This is a genomic window from Streptomyces sp. 8N616 (genome assembly GCF_052246385.1).
Lineage (GTDB): Bacteria > Actinomycetota > Actinomycetes > Streptomycetales > Streptomycetaceae > Streptomyces.
Map to the genome: position 1 here is coordinate 185367 of NZ_JBQQBY010000004.1, position 18398 is coordinate 203764.

17 protein-coding genes and 1 pseudogene are annotated in these 18398 nt (G+C 70.4%); 2 read left to right on the forward strand and 16 right to left on the reverse strand.

Features of this window, described 5'->3' with window-relative positions:
- Positions 1-60 precede the first annotated feature (60 nt).
- Both ACTWQC_RS05385 and ACTWQC_RS05390 read left to right on the forward strand, forming a co-directional pair.
- On the forward strand, positions 61-912 hold the full coding sequence (locus ACTWQC_RS05385; RefSeq protein ID WP_443314360.1) for an ABC transporter ATP-binding protein: 852 nt from the start codon (positions 61-63) through the stop codon (positions 910-912).
- Positions 909-2582 carry a transporter gene (locus ACTWQC_RS05390; protein WP_443314361.1) on the forward strand — a complete coding sequence of 558 codons (1674 nt, stop codon included), beginning with the start codon at positions 909-911 and terminating at the stop codon, positions 2580-2582. Before ACTWQC_RS05385 ends, ACTWQC_RS05390 begins: the two co-directional genes overlap by 4 nt.
- A gap of 177 nt (positions 2583-2759) precedes the next feature.
- On the opposite strand, the gene ACTWQC_RS05395 is transcribed toward ACTWQC_RS05390, so the two are convergent.
- The 16 genes and pseudogenes from ACTWQC_RS05395 to ACTWQC_RS05470 form a co-directional block, all read right to left on the reverse strand.
- Complete coding sequence (locus tag ACTWQC_RS05395; protein ID WP_443314362.1) at positions 2760-3203, reverse strand: hypothetical protein; 444 nt, start codon at positions 3201-3203, stop codon at positions 2760-2762.
- Positions 3204-3341: 138 nt separating this feature from the next.
- Positions 3342-6299: a BTAD domain-containing putative transcriptional regulator gene (locus tag ACTWQC_RS05400; RefSeq protein ID WP_443314363.1), complete on the reverse strand. Its 2958-nt coding sequence runs from the start codon at positions 6297-6299 to the stop codon at positions 3342-3344.
- A gap of 279 nt (positions 6300-6578) precedes the next feature.
- Complete coding sequence (locus ACTWQC_RS05405; RefSeq protein ID WP_443314364.1) at positions 6579-7613, reverse strand: hypothetical protein; 1035 nt, start codon at positions 7611-7613, stop codon at positions 6579-6581.
- Complete coding sequence (locus ACTWQC_RS05410) at positions 7601-8251, reverse strand: hypothetical protein (protein WP_443314365.1); 651 nt, start codon at positions 8249-8251, stop codon at positions 7601-7603. Before ACTWQC_RS05410 ends, ACTWQC_RS05405 begins: the two co-directional genes overlap by 13 nt.
- An 82-nt stretch (positions 8252-8333) precedes the next feature.
- Entirely contained in the window at positions 8334-8990 is a 657-nt protein-coding gene (locus tag ACTWQC_RS05415; RefSeq protein WP_443314366.1) for a hypothetical protein, read from the reverse strand.
- Positions 8991-9028: 38 nt separating this feature from the next.
- A complete protein-coding gene (locus ACTWQC_RS05420; protein WP_443314367.1) occupies positions 9029-10030 on the reverse strand; it encodes a hypothetical protein in 1002 nt (333 codons plus the stop codon).
- Positions 10012-10656 carry a hypothetical protein gene (locus ACTWQC_RS05425; RefSeq protein WP_443314368.1) on the reverse strand — a complete coding sequence of 215 codons (645 nt, stop codon included), beginning with the start codon at positions 10654-10656 and terminating at the stop codon, positions 10012-10014. The genes ACTWQC_RS05420 and ACTWQC_RS05425 overlap by 19 nt, the downstream gene beginning before the upstream one ends.
- A gap of 93 nt (positions 10657-10749) precedes the next feature.
- Positions 10750-11187: a TadE/TadG family type IV pilus assembly protein gene (locus tag ACTWQC_RS05430; protein WP_443314447.1), complete on the reverse strand. Its 438-nt coding sequence runs from the start codon at positions 11185-11187 to the stop codon at positions 10750-10752.
- A 107-nt stretch (positions 11188-11294) separates the two neighbouring features.
- Positions 11295-11720 carry a TadE/TadG family type IV pilus assembly protein gene (locus ACTWQC_RS05435; RefSeq protein WP_443314448.1) on the reverse strand — a complete coding sequence of 142 codons (426 nt, stop codon included), beginning with the start codon at positions 11718-11720 and terminating at the stop codon, positions 11295-11297.
- 172 nt (positions 11721-11892) lie between these two features.
- Positions 11893-12420, reverse strand: a complete 528-nt coding sequence (locus tag ACTWQC_RS05440; RefSeq protein ID WP_443314369.1) for a TadE family protein — start codon at positions 12418-12420, stop codon at positions 11893-11895.
- Between the two features lie 70 nt (positions 12421-12490).
- Positions 12491-12766: a hypothetical protein gene (locus tag ACTWQC_RS05445; protein ID WP_443314370.1), complete on the reverse strand. Its 276-nt coding sequence runs from the start codon at positions 12764-12766 to the stop codon at positions 12491-12493.
- A 61-nt stretch (positions 12767-12827) separates the two neighbouring features.
- On the reverse strand, positions 12828-13745 hold the full coding sequence (locus ACTWQC_RS05450) for a type II secretion system F family protein (RefSeq protein WP_443314371.1): 918 nt from the start codon (positions 13743-13745) through the stop codon (positions 12828-12830).
- The gene (locus ACTWQC_RS05455; protein WP_443314372.1) at positions 13742-14701 is read right to left on the reverse strand and encodes a type II secretion system F family protein; all 960 of its coding nucleotides are present in this window, start codon (positions 14699-14701) and stop codon (positions 13742-13744) included. Before ACTWQC_RS05455 ends, ACTWQC_RS05450 begins: the two co-directional genes overlap by 4 nt.
- Positions 14702-14712: 11 nt before the next feature.
- Positions 14713-16065, reverse strand: coding sequence for a CpaF family protein (locus ACTWQC_RS05460; protein WP_443314449.1), 1353 nt, complete (start codon positions 16063-16065; stop codon positions 14713-14715).
- 368 nt (positions 16066-16433) lie between these two features.
- Positions 16434-17300: pseudogene (locus ACTWQC_RS05465) on the reverse strand (hypothetical protein); the annotation flags it as partial.
- Between the two features lie 61 nt (positions 17301-17361).
- Entirely contained in the window at positions 17362-17976 is a 615-nt protein-coding gene (locus tag ACTWQC_RS05470) for a hypothetical protein (protein ID WP_443314373.1), read from the reverse strand.
- Positions 17977-18398: the final 422 nt, after the last annotated feature.

The following is an 18398-nucleotide window of genomic DNA, read 5'->3' on the forward strand; positions in this document are numbered from 1 at the left end:
GGCCCAGCGAGGGCCCCCGCCCACGGGGACATCGACACGGGGACACGAAAGGCGCCATACGTGGTACTGGAGCCAGAGCACATCGACCAAGCGGCGGGATCGGCGGCTGCGGGAGCCGCAGCGGCGACAACGACCGGGGCCGCGCCGCCCGCCGTCCGTATCCACGGGCTGTGGAAACGATTCGGCGAGCAGGTCGCGGTCGCCGGAGTCGATCTCGAGCTGCCCGCAGGCCAGTTCATCGGGCTCGTCGGCCCGAACGGCGCGGGCAAGACGACCACGCTCTCCATGGTCACCGGCCTCCTGCGGCCCGACTCCGGCCGCGTCGAGGTCGGCGGCCACGATGTCTGGCGGGACCCGGTCGCGGTCAAGAGCCGGATCGGCGTACTGCCCGAGGGCCTGCGCCTGTTCGAGCGGCTGTCCGGCCGCGAGCTCCTCGCGTACACCGGCCGGCTGCGCGGCCTCCCCGGCGAGGAGGTGGACAAGCGGGCCACCCAGCTGCTGGACGTCCTGGACCTGGCGAGCGCGCAGCACAAGCTCGTCGTCGACTACTCGACCGGCATGCGGAAGAAGATCGGCCTGGCGGCCGCCCTCCTCCACAACCCCCAAGTCCTCTTCCTCGACGAGCCCTTCGAGGGCGTCGACCCGGTGTCGGCGCAGACGATCCGGGGCGTGCTGGAGCGCTACACCGCGTCCGGCGCGACCGTCGTCTTCTCCAGCCATGTGATGGAGCTGGTGGAGAGCCTGTGTGACTGGGTGGCGGTGATGGCCGCGGGGCGGATCCGCGCGCACGGGACGCTCACCGAGGTGCGGGGCGGCGCGGGCTCGCTCCAGGCCGCCTTCCTGGAGCTGGTCGGGGCGGGCGGCCGCGGCTCCGGACAGGACCTGGACTGGCTTGGCGGCGGCGCCCGATGACCACCGCCGCTGCTGTTCCTCCTTCTTCTCCTTCTTCTCCCTCTTCTCCTCCTCCTTCCTCGCCTTCGGCCGCCTCCGTCACGCCCGTCTTCGTACGGCTGAAGCTCTCCCTGCTGCGGAACGGGCTGCGCCAGTCGTCGGGGCGTACGGCCGCGTACGTCGCGTCGATCGTCGTGACGCTGCTGTTCGCCGCGCTGCAGATGCTCGGTCTGATCGCGCTGCGCGGCTACGCGCACGCACCCGCGCTCGTCGTCACGGTCATCGCGGTCATCGCGCTCGGCTGGACGGTCATGCCGCTGTTCTTCCCCAGCGGCGACGAGACCCTGGACCCGACGCGGCTGGTGATGCTGCCGCTGCGGCCGCGCCCGGTCGTCGTGTCGCTGCTCGTCGCCTCGCTGATCGGCGTCGGCCCGCTGTTCACGCTCACGCTCGCGCTCGGCTCGGTGATTGCGGTCGGGCGCGGGGGCGCGGGGGTGGCGGCGGGCGTGGTCGCCGTACCGCTGGTGGTGCTGGTGTGCGTGGCGCTCGCACGGGCGGTCGCGGCCGGGAACATACGGCTGCTGACCAGCCGCAGGGGGCGTGATCTTGCGCTGCTGAGCGGTGTGGTCGTCGCGGTGGGCGCGCAGTTCGTGAACATCGGCGTGCAGAAGCTGGCCCAGCCGGACGGGCTGAAGGTGCTGGAGCCGGTGGCGGACGTGCTGCGCTGGGTACCGCCGGCGTCGGCGGTGGACGCGGTACGGGCGGCGGGCGACGGCGCGTACGGGCAGGCCGCGGTTCAACTGCTGCTCAACGGGGTGGCGCTGGCGCTGCTGGTGCGCTGGTGGCAGCACAGCCTCACCCGCCTGATGACCAGCCCGGACGGCTCGACGCTGCAGGCGGCCACGCGGGAGGAGGGGAAGGAGGGCCGCGGCTCCGGTATCGCCGGGCTGACCCGGCTCCTTCCGGCCGGCCGTACGGGAACGGTGATGCTGCGGACGCTGCGCTACGCGTGGCGCGACCCGAAGGCGAAGGCCGCGTGGGCGACTTCGCTGGCCATCGGCCTGCTGCTGCCGGTGGTGACGGCGGTGCAGGGCGGCGGCAGCGTGTATACGGCCTGCTGGTCGGCGGGTCTGCTCGGCATGCTGATGTACAACCAGTTCGGGCAGGACACCTCGGCCTTCTGGATGGTGGCACTGACGATCTCGACGCCGCGCGACGCGTACCTGGAACTGCGGGGACGGGCCATGGCGTTGGGCGCGGTGGCGCTGCCGTACGTGACGCTGGTGGTGCTGGCGGCGGCGGCCTTCATGGGCCAGTGGGAGGCGATCCCCGACGCGCTGGGCCTCTCGCTCGCCCTGCTGGGCGCGCTCCTGGCGACGGGCGCACTGGCCTCGGCGCTCTTCCCGTACTCGATCCCGCAGGACAGCGGCTACAAGAACGTCGCGCCGGGTCAGGTGGGCCTGGCCTGGATCAGCATCATGGGCGGGACGCTGGTGGGTGCGCTGCTGTGCGCGCCGCTGCTGGCTCTGGACATCTGGCTGCATGTGTCGGGTGGCCACGCCTGGCTGTGGCTGATCCTCCCGCTGGGCGCGGCGTACGGGCTGGGTGTCGCGGTCCTGGGCCTCCGCTTGGCGGCACCGCGGGTGGCGGCGCGCCTGCCGGAGATCCTGGCGGCGGTCAGCAAGAAGTAACGGGCTTACTTGCCGCGGCTGCCCGCGCGTACGGCACCCCGTGGGCCTGCTCCGACCTGGCCCCCGGGCGACCCATGGTCGTGCCCTCGCTCGCTACCCAGGCCGTCGGTGACCTCGACGGCGGGAGCACGGGACAGAATCGGGGACCAGAAACACCTGCTCAGTCACCGGCGGCGCTCAGTCACCGGCGGCGCGCCTCGCGAACCGCATCCCGCCCCACATCAGCAGTCCCGCAACGGCCGCTCCGCCCAGCGCGTACGCCGCTGCGTACGGGCAGGTCGTGGACAACCAGCACCTGAAGTCGTCGGTGTCGCAACCCGGTCGCGGCCTGCGCCTGCGGCCGCCGAAGGACACCAGGAAGGCCATCAGCGACAGCACGCAGAGCAGTCCGAAGGCGCCCGCGACGGGGGTGAGGAGCCACGCCTGCCTGCGGCCTTTCCGTCGGAGCCGGACGAACCACGTTGCTGCCGCCAGCGCCACCGCAGGGGTGGCGACCATGAGGAAGCCCGCGGATACCGCGAAGGCGCGGCCCCCTCCCGGCCAGGCGGGGGCCAGCGACCGCCACAGCCCCTGACCGAACACGAACGTTCCCGCGATGCCCCCGGCGATGGCCGCGGGCACGGCCGAATAGGCCAGAGCTTTCCGCCACTTCGACTCGGGCGGGCGCTGATTGTCCGTCTCCCCTGCGCGCGCCGCGGCCGCGGCCTCCGCCTTGGAGCTGCGCCCGCCTGCGGCAGCGCTTCTCGGCCTTACGGCCCATCAGTTGGCGGCGGCCTGGGTGGTGCGCCAGGTCGGGAGGAGCTCGTCCAGGAGGGCTTCCGTGCGGGGCGGGAGGCCGCGGGCGCCGCCGCTCAGGGCATGGTTGCGCTCGATCAGGGCCTCCGCCGTCGACGTCAGCAGAGCCGTGTCGCCGGTGGCGTGGACGGCGCGGAGGAGTTCGTTCCAGAGGCGCTCGTCGGCCGGGGCCGACACCAGTGAGGTGTTGAGGGACTCGATGGCCGCCGCCGGGTTGTCCGCGCCCAGGTGGTGCGCCGACAGCGCCAGCGCCACGTCCGCGACCAGCAGGGGCAGTTGAGCCTCGATGATCTCGTGGGAGAGCCAGCCGTAGCGGCCCGCGGGCCGGTCGGCGAGGAGGGGGCCGCGGGCGAGCGCGAGGGCGTCGGTGAGCAGCCGCTCCCGTACGGACGCGCGGCGGGCGCCGCGCCCGGCCGTCGCCTCGTGGTGGAGCGTGCGCAGCACGTCCAGGTCCGAGACGACGGACGAGGCCAGGGTCAGCCGCCCGGTGTCATCGGTGCGCAGCCGCGGCGCGCCGTCCGGGTCGTTGCCGAGCCAGCTGCGCAGCCGCTCGATCAGCGCGTCCCGAACGTCCTCGGTCGCACCGCGCGGCCACAGGCCGGACGCCAGGACGCGCGGGTGCACGCCCTCGCGGTGCAGCAGCAGCATGGCGAGGGCCTCGTGGAGCAGCGGGCTGCGCTCGCCGTCGGGGTCCTCGAGGCCCATGACCTCGTACGGGCCCACGAGTCGCGCGTACACCGCGGGCCGCCCGCGCTCGGTGATGTCCACCATGAAAGGCAGCCGGGACACGTCCGCGCCGCCGTCGCCGCCTCGGCCGCCTTCGCCCGCGCCGCCGTCCGGGTCGAGGTCCGCGGCCGCGAACAGCTCGACCACCGCCGCGTGCTGCTCCTGCGGCAGCAGCTGGGCCTTGAGTTCGAGGCCGAGCAGCGGGGCGAGCAGCCGGCCGTCGGAGGTGATCTCCAGCTCCCAGGTCGCGCCGGGGAGGCCGTCGGACGTGGCACCGACGAGGTAGCCGATGCCCAGCCGCCCCGAGTCGGCGGCGAGTTCGGCGATCTCCACCGCCTCTTCCTCAGTCGGCTCGGCGGCCAGCAGTACCAGGTGAGGGGCCCACTGGGTGTGCTGCGCCTGGCCGGTGCGGCCGGTGAGCACCGAGTCGTGACCGGCGTTGCCGAGTGCGCGGCGCCTCTGCCCGGTCTCGGCCCGCATGTCCTCCAGCAGCGCGGCGACGTCCTCGACGTGGCGTATGCGGGTCGGGGCGAGGGCCCCGAGCTCGGCGCCGAAGCCGACGAGGGTCACGGTCAGCCGGTCCGACCAGCCGTTGGTGGCGAGTTCGGCGGCGACGGACGCGAACACGGCCGTACGGTCGGCGGCCCGGCCGGACAGCGAGACGATGCCGGGGACGGCCTCGAGGTTGAGCAGCAGGCGGGCGTCGTCGAGCGTGCCGAGGCTGACGAGGCCGGGGTACGGGGCGGCGGCCTCGTCGACGTCCTCGATCGACCGGAGGTCGGAGCGCTGCACGCGCCAGAAGGTCTGGTCCTGGCCGAGCTGCCAGGGCGCGGGCGGCTGGCCGGCGGGGTGGGCGAGCTGGAGGTGCAGCTCGGCGTCGGTGAGCCACGCGGCGTAGACGGTCGGCAGCGTCTTGGACTCGGCGCCGAGGGCGGCGGCCAGCCAGCGCAGCGCGCGGTCGAGGTCGCGTACGGCGTCGGGGTCGGCGCCGACGAACAGCGAGTCCTGGATGTCGGCGGCCGCGCCGGTGGGCGTGGCGAGCTCGGGTGTACGGCCGCCGACCGCGCGCATCGCCGACTGCCACAGCGCGGCGCGGCGGCGCCGGCCGAGCGCGGCGAGCAGGCCGGCGGCGAGCAGCGGGGCGCCCATGAGGGCGTCGGAGAGGCCGAAGGAGGAACCGGATTCGGCGGCGGGGGTGGCGACTTGCTCGTGCCCCCCGGTGGGGCCGGGGTCGGCCGGGAGCTGTTCGGGCCCTGTCGGGGAGTCGGGCGTGACGGAGATGGGCTGCGTCACGCCGTCGCCGCCGCTCGGGCTCTGCGTGGGGCTGGACTTGTCGTAGTCGGCGATCTGCTCGCGGACGTTCTCCGGCACCTTCGGGCCGTCGTCGGGCATCTCGACGAGCTCGCCGCCGTGCGCGTCCGCGGGCATCTCCATGATCCAGCCGGGGCGGATGAGGCTGGCCTGCGAGAGCCGCGAACCGTCCGGCTGTACGCGGTCCTTGTTGAGCTCGTAGATCTCCTTGTAGCGGCGGCCGTCGTCGAGGTGCCGCTCGGCGATCTCCCAGAGGGAGTCGTGGTGGCGGCCCTCGGGCGGCTGGATGCGGTAGAACTTCGTACCGCCCTGCTCCATCCGCGCCTTCTGCCCGCCCTGCACCTTGGTGTTGTCCGCGTGCTGCGCGACCTGCTGCGCGGCCTCCGCGACCTGTTCGGCGACGAACTGACCCGGCGTCTGCTGAGCGGCGGCGACGGTGGGGCGCTGGTTGCCGTCGAGCTGCTGGCCCAGCTGCGACAGGCCGGGCGTAAAGCTCGCGGCGGTCGCGCCGACCAGCAGCAGCGCGGCGACCAGCTGCCGCGCCAGCATCTGGCTCGGCCCGGCCCCGGGAATCCGCGCGGGCACCCCGACCCCGGACAACTCCGCCCTGGCCTCCACGAGCACACAGGCCGTGAACTGCGCCCACGCCACCCACACGACCACGGTCAGCACCTTGATGAAGACGGTCGCCGTGATCTCCTGCTGCAGCGTGTCGAGCGACGGCACAGTCCGCGGCAGCGGCCACCCCACCTGCGACGCGAGCGCGAGCGGCACACCGACGAGCAGCACGGCCAGCGCGATGAACGCGAAGAAGGCCTTGACGAAGTCACCGGCGGTGCGTTGGCGTCCGATCCGGACGGGGGTGGGGCTGCTGGTGCGCGCCATGGCGGGGTTCCTACCTATGCCTTCGTGGGGTCGCAGTTGATGGGCGGATAAGTGCTCGAGGGATGAGCCTAGTCAGCGGGTGCCACGGCAGTCGACGTACCAACGGTTCGTCCTGGTTCCAGAGGCTACGAGACCCACTGCAGCGTTCCCGCCGCAACGTCGAACAGCTCGACCTGCCTGTATGTCGAGCCCATCAAACGCCTTCTTGCCCTCCAGCCCGATCTCCCTGCCACGGACGTCGAGGTCTGCGTTTGCGTGGTCCCCATGGATCCTTCGACTTCAGCGGTTGATCGACTGGATTTCCTGGACAGTGACGTCCTGGGTTGTGCCGAAGGAACCATCGGGGAGCTTGCCGCCGGTGCCGCCCGAACCCTTCCAGTTGATCTTCCAGGTGACGGTGGCCTTGAGCTGGTACGGGCCGTCGTCACCAGAGGCACGGAGGTAGGTCAGGCCGCAAGGCGGTGTCTGGTCGGCAGAACCCTTGGTGTACGGGGTGCCGATGCTGCCGTCCTTGTTGATGGGGCACTCGCCGGAAGCGGGGTGGAGTCTGGCGTCCTTGGTGCCGGGCTCAAGCTTGAGGGAAACCGGGGTAGCGGTGGCCGTCGACTCGATGTCGAGGACCGGAACGGAGGCGGTGACGGAGACGGGCTTGAACTGGGCCTTGTCCAGCCAGGCCCAAGTGGGGAGGTTCACCTTCTGGTTCTGAGCCGGTGACAGCTTGATCGCGGTGTCCGGGACACGGATTTCGGCATAGGCAAGTTGAGCAAGGATTTCGGGGGTGACGGCCTCGGGAATGTCAGCCGGCGGCGGGTCGCCATTGTCGACCCAGAAGACGGGCTTGTCGCAGGAAGTTGCGGCGGGTTCGCCGATGCGAGCCTCATTTACGTGGGAGTCCCACCAGTAGCCCTTGCCAGCCTTGTCAAGATTGAAGTTCTTGTAGGGCTCGCCATCTACGTAGCGCTTGCGCTGGTCCGCGTCCCACTGGTACCCGGTGGACTCGGACTCCCAGATAGGCTCAGCATACTTCTTGAACTGTGCCGGAGTGTACTTCGGGGCGTACCAGCACGCGGGCGGCGTCCAGTCATTGACAGGCGCCACTGGCCCGGCTGTGTCGCCCGAGCCGTTCTTCGAACGGTCGAACACGACGCCGCCCGCGTGCGCCGACACTGCGGGACCGTTAGCTTCTGCACCGGTGTCGACTTCGGTCTCTGATTCGCCGGGCCCTTTTGCTGAAGCGATGCCGGGAATCAGGGTAAAAGCGATCGCGAAGATGCCGACGGCTGCGGCACGGCAGGACCGATCTACGAAGCGCACGTCTTGTCCCCCCTCTTCGACAGGACTTTCGTGGTCTGCCAGACGCCCTGATCGCTCTTCTCCAGACGCGTGTTGTAGAGCACGTACGGGCTCTCGTCGGAAGGAGACTTGTCGACCTTGCCGGTCTTGCGATCCTTGTTGTAGGCCTTGCTCTCGTCAGCGCAATAAACGGCACTGGCCGAAGTCTTGCCGGACATTTGGACCTTGGGAGCGAAATAGCGTGTGGTGCCAGTGAATGTAAGGTCTTCCTTCAGCCATGCCTGGATCCATTTGGAGGCACTGGCCGCTGCTTCGCCTTGGCGGTAGTAGGTGACCGCGGGCGAGTTGGCGTCACCGCGGAGAATCGCATCATCGACGACGTTCACCGTCCGTGACACGTCGGCAAGGACCGCATCCTTCGTCGGGTCCCCTGTCTTCCAGCCTTCAAAGACGTTCCTGACGTCCTTCGGGAACGTGATCTTGGGGCGGTCGGCAGTGTCCGACGGGCTGGCACTCGGCGACGCCGACGCGTTGTCGTTCTTGTCAGCGCCAGCGATCTTGTCACCCTTCGGCTCACTCTCACCTCCGCACCCGGTCAGCAAGATCCCGACAGCGGCAACGAAGGTCGTAGCGGTTACAAACAGACTCCGGGCAGTCACAAGCGCCCCCTCCAATACGCGACATAGGAAGTGCCTACGCTACTGCACACGCTTGTTGTTTCAGCAGCAGAGCGAGCTTGCCTCAGGCATCCTGCTGGCATGACCTGCTCCCCTCCAGGCGCTGCTCGTCGATGACCTGCCATTCGCCCGTGCTGCTCTTCTTCAGTTGTGCGCGGAGCTCGAAGAAGGAATTCAGGCTCGGCTTGGTCTTCTCGACCTTGCCGGTTTTCACAATCTTGTCGAAGGCCTGGCTCTGGTCCTCGCAGAAGGTGACCAGAGCCTTCCCGTCCTCGAGGGACTTGACCTCACGGGCGTAAAACCGGTCCGTCCCGGTAATGGTGGCGCCGTCGTCCTTGTAGACCTTGAAGTTCGCCACGTACTCGGCGTGGGCTTCTTCCGCCCAGTAGCGGTTGAAGTTGTCCGTCGCCCTGGCCTTGGCGAAGGCCTCCGACATCGCCATCAGCGCGTAGCCGTGGTCCTTCAGGACCTCGTCCTTGGCCTTGTCACCGGTCTTGTCGTCGTCGATGACGACCTTGACATCTGACGGCAAGCCGAACTCCGGAACTCCAGCACCGCCCTTCGCCTCCGCGGACGCGGACGCCGACTCATTGTTCGGCTTCTGCGTGCCCGCGGTCTCGTCGCCGCCCCCGCCACCGTCGTCGCCGCTCCCGCACGCAGTGGCCAGCAGCAGGACTCCGGCAACGGCCACGACCGCGGCTCCCACGAATCGGATCTTCATTGAGCAAGCACTCCCGGTGACTTCGCGGGGTGGAGCGGTCAGCGGACGATCGTCTGGATCTCCTTGACGGTGACGTCCTCCTCGTACACCGACAGCCCGTCCGGCAGGGCCGGCTGCTGAGGGGCGTCGTCGGGGTTGGCCGAGGCGGTCCAGTGGACGTCCCAGACGATCTCGGCCTCGAGGGTGTACGTGCCGTCGCCCGAGGACTTCTTGTACTGGATGTTGCAGTCCGAGCCGGCGCTGTCCACCTTGTAGCCGCCGTCGCCCTTCACCAGGTCGTACTCGCAGGTCCGCGGGTCGGCGTAGTCCGTACCGGCGTCGATACGCAGCTTGCTCGGCGTCGCGACGGTGGTCGCTGCGATGTTCACGCCGGCTTGGGCGTTGTTGAGGCTCGCCGTGACCCACACGCGGTCCAGCGGCTGGGCGAACTTGACCTGGGTGTCGAGGTTGACGACCTGCTTGTCCGGACCCGGCCGCAGCTCTACGGGCGGGGCAGGCAGCTTGGTGCGGTCGTACGCGAGGCCGGCGAGGATCTCCGGGTCGATCACTTCCGCGGGGGCGGGTTTCTGGGGCTCGACCCAGATCCAGAGCTCACCGATGTTGCACGACCGGGGCGACATCACCGGTGTACGTTCGTACCACATCCCCTTCTTGCCCTTGTGCGCGTCGGTCTCCTGCTCCCGACGGTCCTGGGTGTCGTGGCTGATGCCCTCATACGGGCCTTTTTTCTCGAGTTCCTCGTTGTGCTTGGCGAGTTCCTCGTTGGTGTACCTCGGTTCGAACCAGCACGGCGGCGGGGACCAGGAGGAGTTGGAGCTGGTCATCGGGGTGCCACTGCCGTTGTTCGTCACCTTGTACTGAACCTGGGAGCCGATGTCACCGCTGCCGGAATCCGGCTGTCGCTGTTGGTTGGGGTCTACAGTGCCATTGCCCCGACCCGCCATGGCGTCTGCCGCCATCACGGTGTGCAACCCCATCACCATCGCTGCCGCCACCAGGACGGTGGCTGCGCGTCGGGCCCTCAGGCATCCTTTTGACATGACTTACTCCCCCTCTGCCCCAAGTATTCGGTGATCTGCCAGGCCCCGGCGCTTCCCTTCTCGAGTACCGTCCGAATCTCGATGAAGGAGTCCAGGCTGGGCTCATCCCTGTCGACCTTGCCGCTCTTCACGTCCTTGTCGAACGCCTTGCTCTGGTCCTCGCAGAACGTGACGAGCGCCTTCTTGCCCTCCTGCGACAGTACGGCCCGCCCGTAGAACCGGTCGGTTCCGGTGATCGTCGTGCCGCTCTTCTTGTATTCGTCGAAGACCGCTCGGAACTTGTCCGCGGCTTCGCCTTGCCAATAGCGGTCGAAGTTGTCCGTGACCTCCGCTTCGGCGTATGCCTCCTGCATCGCCATCAGCGCGTACCCGTGGTCCCTCAGGACCTCGTCCTTGGCCTTGTCACCGGTCTTGTCGGCGTCGACGACGACCTTGACATCCGACGGCAGGTCGAACTTAGGCGCGCCCTTCTCCTCGGGGGACGGGGACGCCGACTCCTTCTCCTCCTTCTGCGCGCCCGCGATCTCGTCGTTGGCCTTGCCGCCGCCGTCGCTCCCGCACGCAGTCGTCAGCAGCAGGACTCCCGTCGCGGCCACGGCCGCGGCGCTCACGAATCGGATCTTCATGGGGTAAGTACTCCCAGTGCCTTCGTGGTTGGTTTGAAGGTGAGTCGGGTCCAGGGGAGATCAGGGTAGTCAGCCAGTGTCACGAAACCCCCGTCATCCTGTGCGGACTTCGGCACGGGCCTCGCCGTGGACCGTGATCGAGCCGTCGTAGAAGAGACCCGTGAGGATGGGCTCGTACGTCAGCTGGACCTCCACCTCGACGAAGTCGACGTCGCCGTCCAGGCAGCGGGAACCCGCGATGTCGGTGCCCGAGAGGCCGACCTCGCGGGCGAAGTCCTGGACGCGGGCTCCGCAGTTCTGGTAGTTGATCGGGGCCTGGCCGCCGCGGCCTTCGCGGAGAGCCTCCTTGTCGAGGTCCTGGGCGGCGTAGCGGGCGGCCTGTTCCGCGATGTCGGCCGCGCGCTCGCGCTGGGAGATCGACAGGCCGCCGTCGATGACGAACGCGGCGAGGGTCAGGAACAGCACCGCGAAGATGATGACAGCGGCCGCGCCCGAGCCCCGGTCGTCCAGGCGAGTGCGGAGCGTGCGCAGGCGGGCGGATACGGCGGCGCGGACTCGGGCCGGGTATGGGCCCGGTGCGGCGGCGTGGGCACGGGCGGGGGCCGGAGCCGATACGGCCTTCAGGGTCTTCACGCCGCTCACGCTGCCCTCCGGAACGGGTCGAGGGGGGACGTCGAGCGGCCCGTCAGCTTCGTCGGGATGTCCAGACCCAGCATGCCGAGGCCTCGGATCTGGCAGCTGACCTCGACCGTGAAATAGCCTCCCGGCTGGAAGCCCGGGCTCGTCTTCACCACGTCGACGCCGCCCGCGCACACGTCCGCGAGATCGGACTCCGCGACCTTCCGCGCCTCCGCCATGGCGATCCCCTGCTCCTTCTGGATCGAGCCGGCGCGGGCGGCGTCGCGTGCCGCTCCGTCCACCGCGCCACGGCCGTCGACCAGTTGGCCGAAGGCCACCAGCACCAGAATGAACATGATCATCACCGGTGCGAGGATGACCACCTCGACCGTCGACAGGCCTGAGTCCCCTGCAGCACGTGGGCCCCCGATCCATTCGGCTCCCACCCGTCCGGCTTCGGCCCGTCCGGCTTCGGCCCGTTCGGCTCCCGCCCGTCCGGCTCCCGCCCGTTCGACTTCGGCCCGTCCGGCTCCCGCCCGTTCGACTTCGGCCCGTTCGGCTCCCGCCCGTTCGGCCTCGAGCACCTTCGCCTCGTCCATCGTCCTCAGCCCTCAGCCCTCAGTCCTCGACGAATCGCTCGACCGGGCCCCGCGACTGCGCGTACACGGTCAGGTCAAGACCGGGGAAGACCGTCGGCACGTTCGCCTCGACCTCCACGCCCACCGTGTTCGCCGCCGGTGCGATGGGGCTGGTCTGCGGGCCGATGAGCAGGTTCGGGCCGAGCTGTTCGATGTAGTCGTCGGCCTTGGACTTGGCCATGCCGCGCCAGCCGCCCGGGTTCTCGTCCGCCTGGGCGCGGGCCTCGCGCGCGCCCGCCTGGGCCGCCGCCTGGGCGACGTGGTCCGCGAAGAAGTACAGCGCGAACTGCACCGTCGCGAAGATCATGAAGAACAGCACCGGCGTCAGCAGCACGAACTCGATGGCCGTCATGCCCCGGTCGTCCGTACCCCGGTCGTCCGTACCCCGGCCGCTGCCGCCCGTACGACCACCCGCGCAGCACCGGCGTACGCCCACGCCGCTGTCGCCGCGGGCAGCCTCCAGTCTGCGTCGCACGGCATGGCGCGCCCGTGCCTTGGTGCGTCTCATGATTCGAGTCCCCGTTAAAGCCTGGTGAGTTCAGCCGTCTGTTGAGCCGTGAGTTCAGCCGTACGCCGCGTCAGCAGGTCTTGCTCGCGCTGGCGCCCTTGATGCAGTCGCCGACCTTGTTCGCGCCGTCGCTCAGCGCGGTGTTGATGATGGCGGCGACCACGCCGACGATCGCGACCACGACCGCCGAGATGATCACCCACTCCACCGCCGAGGCGCCGCGGTCCAGCTCACCCGAGCGGGCGCGCTCGACGCGCCCCCGCAGGAAGGTGACCAGGAAGTCGACGGCCGGGTGGTGGCCCAGTCCGCTGAGCCCGCCGAAGCCGAATCGGGATCCGGAGTTCATGGTTCGTGTGTCCTCTCAAATGGGTGGGGAAGCAGGGAAAGTCGGAGAAAATCGGACCGTTTCAGACCTGGAACACGCGCATCGCCGCCGGAAAGATCAGGAACACCAGAAAGCCTGCGCACAGCAGCAGTTGCGCCACGAGCATCGACTGCGATTTCTCACCGGCCGCCCCCTCGATCTCCGCCAGTTCCCGGTGCCGCATCGTCTCGGCACGCGAGGCGAGCGACTCCCGCACCTTCGCGCCGTCGTCGGCGACGAGCGCCAGCGACGACGAAAGGTCCTTCAGTTCTTCCACGCCCAATTCCCCGCCGAGGTTCCCGAGCGCCTGCCACTGACTCGTACCCGTGATACGCGCGTCCGCAAGGCAGTTGCGGACGCGCCGCAGCGCCCAGCCGTCGCTGACCTCGGCCGCCGCCATGAGCGCCTCGGGCAGGCCGCGCCCGCCCGCGAGGTTCATCGAGACCAGGTCCAGGTACGCGCCGACGACGCGCCGCAGGTCACGCCGCTTGTCCGCCGCGTCCCGCCGTACCTCCAGGTCGGGCAGCATGAAGAAGATGCCCGCGAAGACCAGCGCCAGCCAGATCGGGATGACCGGGCTGCTGCCGACGCCGAGCGTCCAGATGACCGCGAAGACCAGCGGACCGAAGAACAGGCCCACCGCGCTCAGCAGCACCTTCGTGGCCAGGAAGGACTCCCAGCTGCGGCCGAGGACGGCCAGGTCGGCGCGCAGCGACCGCTGCTCCCACCCCTGCTGGAGGTAGATCTCCGCGACGCGCTGTCCGACGCGGGCCCGCATCGGGCCGAGCCTGCCGCCGCCGTCCCCTGCCTGGTCGCCACCGGCGTACGTCGCGCCGCGAGCCCGCAGCGCGTCGATCTGCGCGACGGTCGACACCGAGCTGCGCCGCGAGGGCATCATGGCCCGCAGCAGGACGTAGAGCCCGAGGCCGAGTACCGCCCCGATCAGCACCGTCTCGGTCATCGCGACGCCACCTCCTCATGTGCGGACTGCTGCGGATGCCCCGAGCGCGGCCGTACGAACGTGACCGCCGGCTGCTCCCGCGTCAGGAAGCGGTCCGGAGTGTCGATGCTGGAGAGCTTGCGCAGCCACAAGAAGCCCATCGCGAACAGACCGCACACGCACGCCAGGACCAGCTGCCCGACCGCCGTGCCGTACGGGGCCACGAAGTCCCGGTTGAAGACGGAGAGTCCGAGGACGAAGGCGATGGAGACGCCGACGACGATCTGCACGCTGCGCCGGGTGCTGGACCGCTGCGCCATGACGCGCTGCCGCATGTCGACCTCCTCGCGCGCCGACTTGGCGAGCGCGCCGAGGACCTCGCGCAGACCCGGGCCGCGCAGCCGTGCGTTGAGGATCAGCGCGGCGATGATGATGTCGGCCGACGCGTCGTCGATCTCGTCGGCGAGGTGCTGGAGTGCGTCGGGCAGCGGCGTACGGGAGCGCAGCCGGTCGACGAGCGAGTCGAGGTGCGGCCGCAGCGCGGGCGTGGCGGCGCGCGCGGACGCCGGAATGGCCTGTTCCAGGCCGACGGCGCCCGCGATGGTGTCGCGCAGCGACTCGGTCCAGGACGCCAGGCCCTCGACGCGGCGCATCGCGGCCCGCTCCTCGGCCGCCCCGCCGAACAGCTTGTCCCAGGTGAAGACGAGGATGCCCGCGGCGATGCCCGCGACGGCCCAGCGGGTCAGCAGCAGCACCAGCAGGCCGGCGCCGGCGGCGATGGAGCCGCGGCGGGAGGCGAACCGCGCGAGCTCGGCGGCCCGTTCGCTCGCCTTGGCCTTCTCGTGCTCGGGCTTGGCGGGCAGCCCGCGCACCGCCGCGATCAGCAGCGCGAGGCCGCCGCCCGCGACGACGCCGCACAGCAGCGCGTACAGCACGGGAAGCGAGAAGAACCCGCCCATGGAAGAAATGGAGTTCATACGCGCTCAGTTCACCCCCAGGTCCCGGTCGGCCGGTAGCCGTGGACGGTCAGTTCTTCGAGGCAGGCGATGGGCGCGTGCGGCACGATCCGCCCGTCGGGCGTTTCCGCGAACACCTCGCTGGACAGCACGCGGCCGTCGACGCCGTTGACCTCGCGGATGGAGGTGACGGTACGGCGCAGCCGCCCGCCGCTCTCGTAGTTGTTGCGGCGCTCGATGAAGACGACGAAGTTGATCGCGCCGGCGATGAGCATCTGGCTGGCCTCGATGGGCAGCCGCTCGTTCGCCTGGAGCGCGTAGGTCGAGATGCGGTTGAAGACCTCGCTCGAGCTGTTCGCGTGGATCGTGGACAGCGAGCCGTCGTTGCCCTGCGACATCGCGTTGAGCATGGTGACGATCTCGTCGCCGAGGACCTCACCGACGATGACGCGGGAGGGGTTCATACGGAGCGAACGCCGTACGAGCTCGGCCATGCTGATCGCGCCCTGCCCCTCGGAGTTGGGCAGCCGCTCCTCGAACGCCACGACGTTCGGGTGCAGGTCGTGGAAGGTGTCGAGGCCGAGCTCGAGCGCGCGCTCGACGGTGATGAGGCGTTCGTGCGGCGGGATCTCGTTGGCGAGGGCGCGCAGCAGCGTGGTCTTTCCCGCGTTCGTGGCGCCCGCGATCATGATGTTCTTGCGGGCGCGCACGGCGCAGGCGAGGAGGTTGCCGATCTCGGGGGTGAGCGTGCCATTGCCCACGAGGTCGGACATGAAGACCTTGCCCATGCGGGCGCGGCGGATGGAGAGGGCCGGGCGCCGGGTGACGTCCATGACGGCCGACAGGCGCGAGCCGTCCGGGAGCCTGAGGTCCAGCTGCGGGTTGGCCGAGTCGAACGGGCGGGAGGAGAGGCCGGAGTAGGCGCCGAGGACCTGGATGAGCTCGATGAGCTCCTCGTCGGTCTCGGCCACGGCGTCGCCTCGCACCTCGCGGCCGTCCGCGTAGCCGACGAAGACCTGGTCGCAGCCGTTGATGTCGATGTTCTCGACCTCGGGGTCGTCGAGCAGCGGCTGGAGGCGGCCGACGCCGAAGAGGGCGGCGTGCACGGCCGCGGCGTACGCCTCCTCGGTCTCGGCGTCGAGCGGCGTACGCCCGTAGTTGATCTCGGAGCGGGCGTGGTCCTCGAGTATCTGGGCTATGACGGCGCGCGCGTACTGCCGCTCGTCCTCGGTCGACATGGGCGCGACGCCGGACGTCTGGTCCATACGGCGCTGCTCGGCGATGCGGTCACCGGCCTCCTGCCGGAACCGCTTGACGAGGGAGTGGTCGACTGCGCTACGGGACTGCTGCCCCGCGGAGCCGTTGAGAGTACGGCCCCGCCCCATGGTGTGACCGGTGCCGCTCACCGGACCACCCCTGCGGAGCCGGTGGGCGGCGGCGCGGAGCCGCCGCCGGGCATGGGACCGGGGGCGCCGCCGTGCGCGGCCGGGCCGCCCGGCATCGCGCCGGGACCGACGGGGCCGGCCGGGTCGCCGTGCGCTGCGGCACCGCCGTACTGCATGGTGCCCTGGCCGCCACCCGGCGCGGCCGAACGGCCGCCCGGCGCGGGCCGACCGCCGCCGTGGCCGGGCTGGCCGGATGGGCCCGGCTGGCCGGAGTGGCCGGGCTGACCGGAGTGGCCGGGCTGGCCGCCGCCCTGGGTGCTGCCGTAGCCGGCCGGCCCGCCCGGTCCGCCGCCCGGCATGGGCTGACCACCGCCATGCGCGGACGGGCCGCCGCCATGCGCGGACGGGCCGACGGGGCCGGGCATCGCGGAGGGCCCGGCCCACGCGGCGCCGAACTGCTGGTGCAGATCGCTCGCCACCTTGCGGGCGGAGCGGATCAGCAGCGACTTCTCCAGCCTGCCGCGCTTTCGGCCCGCCAACTGGTCCGCCCCTGCGGGGTCGTGGGCGATGACGCCGACGACGCGGGCGCCGGTCTGCGAGGCGACGAGCATGTCGTTGACCTGGCCCGCGATCCGGGTGTTGCCCGGGTCGGCCACGAGCAGCACGCCGATCAGGGGCAGCCCGAGCTGGGCGGCGCCGCGGTGCGAGCCGTGCAGCTTGGCGGACAGAGCCGCGGCCCGGTCCCGTATCCGGGCGAGGTGCTCCGGCTCCGTACGGGCGACCAGGAGTACGAGCGCGGCCTGCGGGAACATGTCGATGCTGGGCGAATCCGGGCCGATCCGGCCGCAGTCGGCCACGACGTCGGCAGCGCCGTGCGCGGAGTCGGCGAGCCCGGTGAAGGCGCGGCCGAGGGTCGGCCAGAGCCCGGCGAGACCGGCGGCCTGCTCCGAACTGCTGAGACCGACCAGCACCTCGAGCCCGCCCGACATGGGCTGGGCGTGGTCCCAGAGCTGCTCGGCGGCGAGGCCGCGGCGGGCGGTGGCGGCGACGGAGAGCATGCCGAGGTTCGGATCGAGCGGCCCGCCGTGCGCGGCGGCACTGCGGTACACGAGGTCCCCGCCCGCCTGGTCCGCCTCGGCCAGCAGCACGCGCCGCGGCCAGACGGCGGAGAGCGCCACGGCGGTGGTGGTGACGCCGGGCGAACCCTTGTCGGCGGCGAGAGCGATGAGCGCCATTGTCCTTTTGTCCCTGTCCCCTAGCTGCGCCGGGTGGGCTCGGTGCCCCCCAACACCCTTGTCAACTGGCGCTCTTCGGCACGCGTACGACGGCGACCTCACCGGCGGAGGCGGAGGGCGTCAGCACCCGCGCCTCTTCCGCGGTGACCAGGACGGAGACGGGGAGGTCGCCGCTGCTGATGGTCTCGCCGCTGGTCTCGGTCACTTCGCTGACCCGGGCGCTCGCCACGAGCAGATTGTCGGCTGCGGTGCCGGATCCGGTGTCCGAGTCGGAGCCGCTGGAGCCGGACTCCCTGGCGGCATCGCTGCCGACGCGGTAAAGGGCCACCGTGTCACCGGCCTTGAGGCCCTTCGGATACTGGCCGTCCTTGAGGGAGAGGCCGACGAGGGCCTTGCCGTCGGCGATGTCCGGCTTGCCGGTCAGCATCGACCCGACGAGCAGCGAGCCCTCGGTGAGATCGGTGGCGGCCCAGTACTCGGTGTTGAGCAGATCACGCTGATCCCATGTCACGTATTGCACACCGGAATCCTTGGCGACCATCACGGATTCCACCGCGCTCTGCGGGACGCGCTTTCCGGCCGACACCGGCTCCGTAATCTTCACAACTTCAATACGTTCTCCGGCGCGCAGCACCAGAACCGTGGTGCCGAGGGCACCGATCAGGATGAGCAGCACGGCGAGGGCAGCCAGCGCCGGCTTACGCTCGCGGGGTGCCGTAGGAAGCCTGTCCCCAACCGGCTGACCAGCTCCGGAAGCCCTGTGACTCCCCGCCCCCGCACGCTCCTGGACCTTCACGTCACCCGTCCCCGCAACTCAAGTCAACATTCGGGCATCTACGCCAAATCAGCCCCACCCGGCGCGAATACTCAGCTGGCGTGAGGCTGTCAAGTCATCGCACCGTATCAGCAGCACATAAGCGCCTCAAGGCGAGCCATTGATCGTGAAACGATGCAGGGAGCGGTCGTTATCGGGCCGCAAACCCTCAGCGGCGATCACCTTGCGCATCCATGCCATTATCTGGGCGCGTGAGGGACCTTCACGGGGATGGGGACGGGGACGGGATGGGGACGGGGGGAGCGGGATGCGGGTTCACGGAG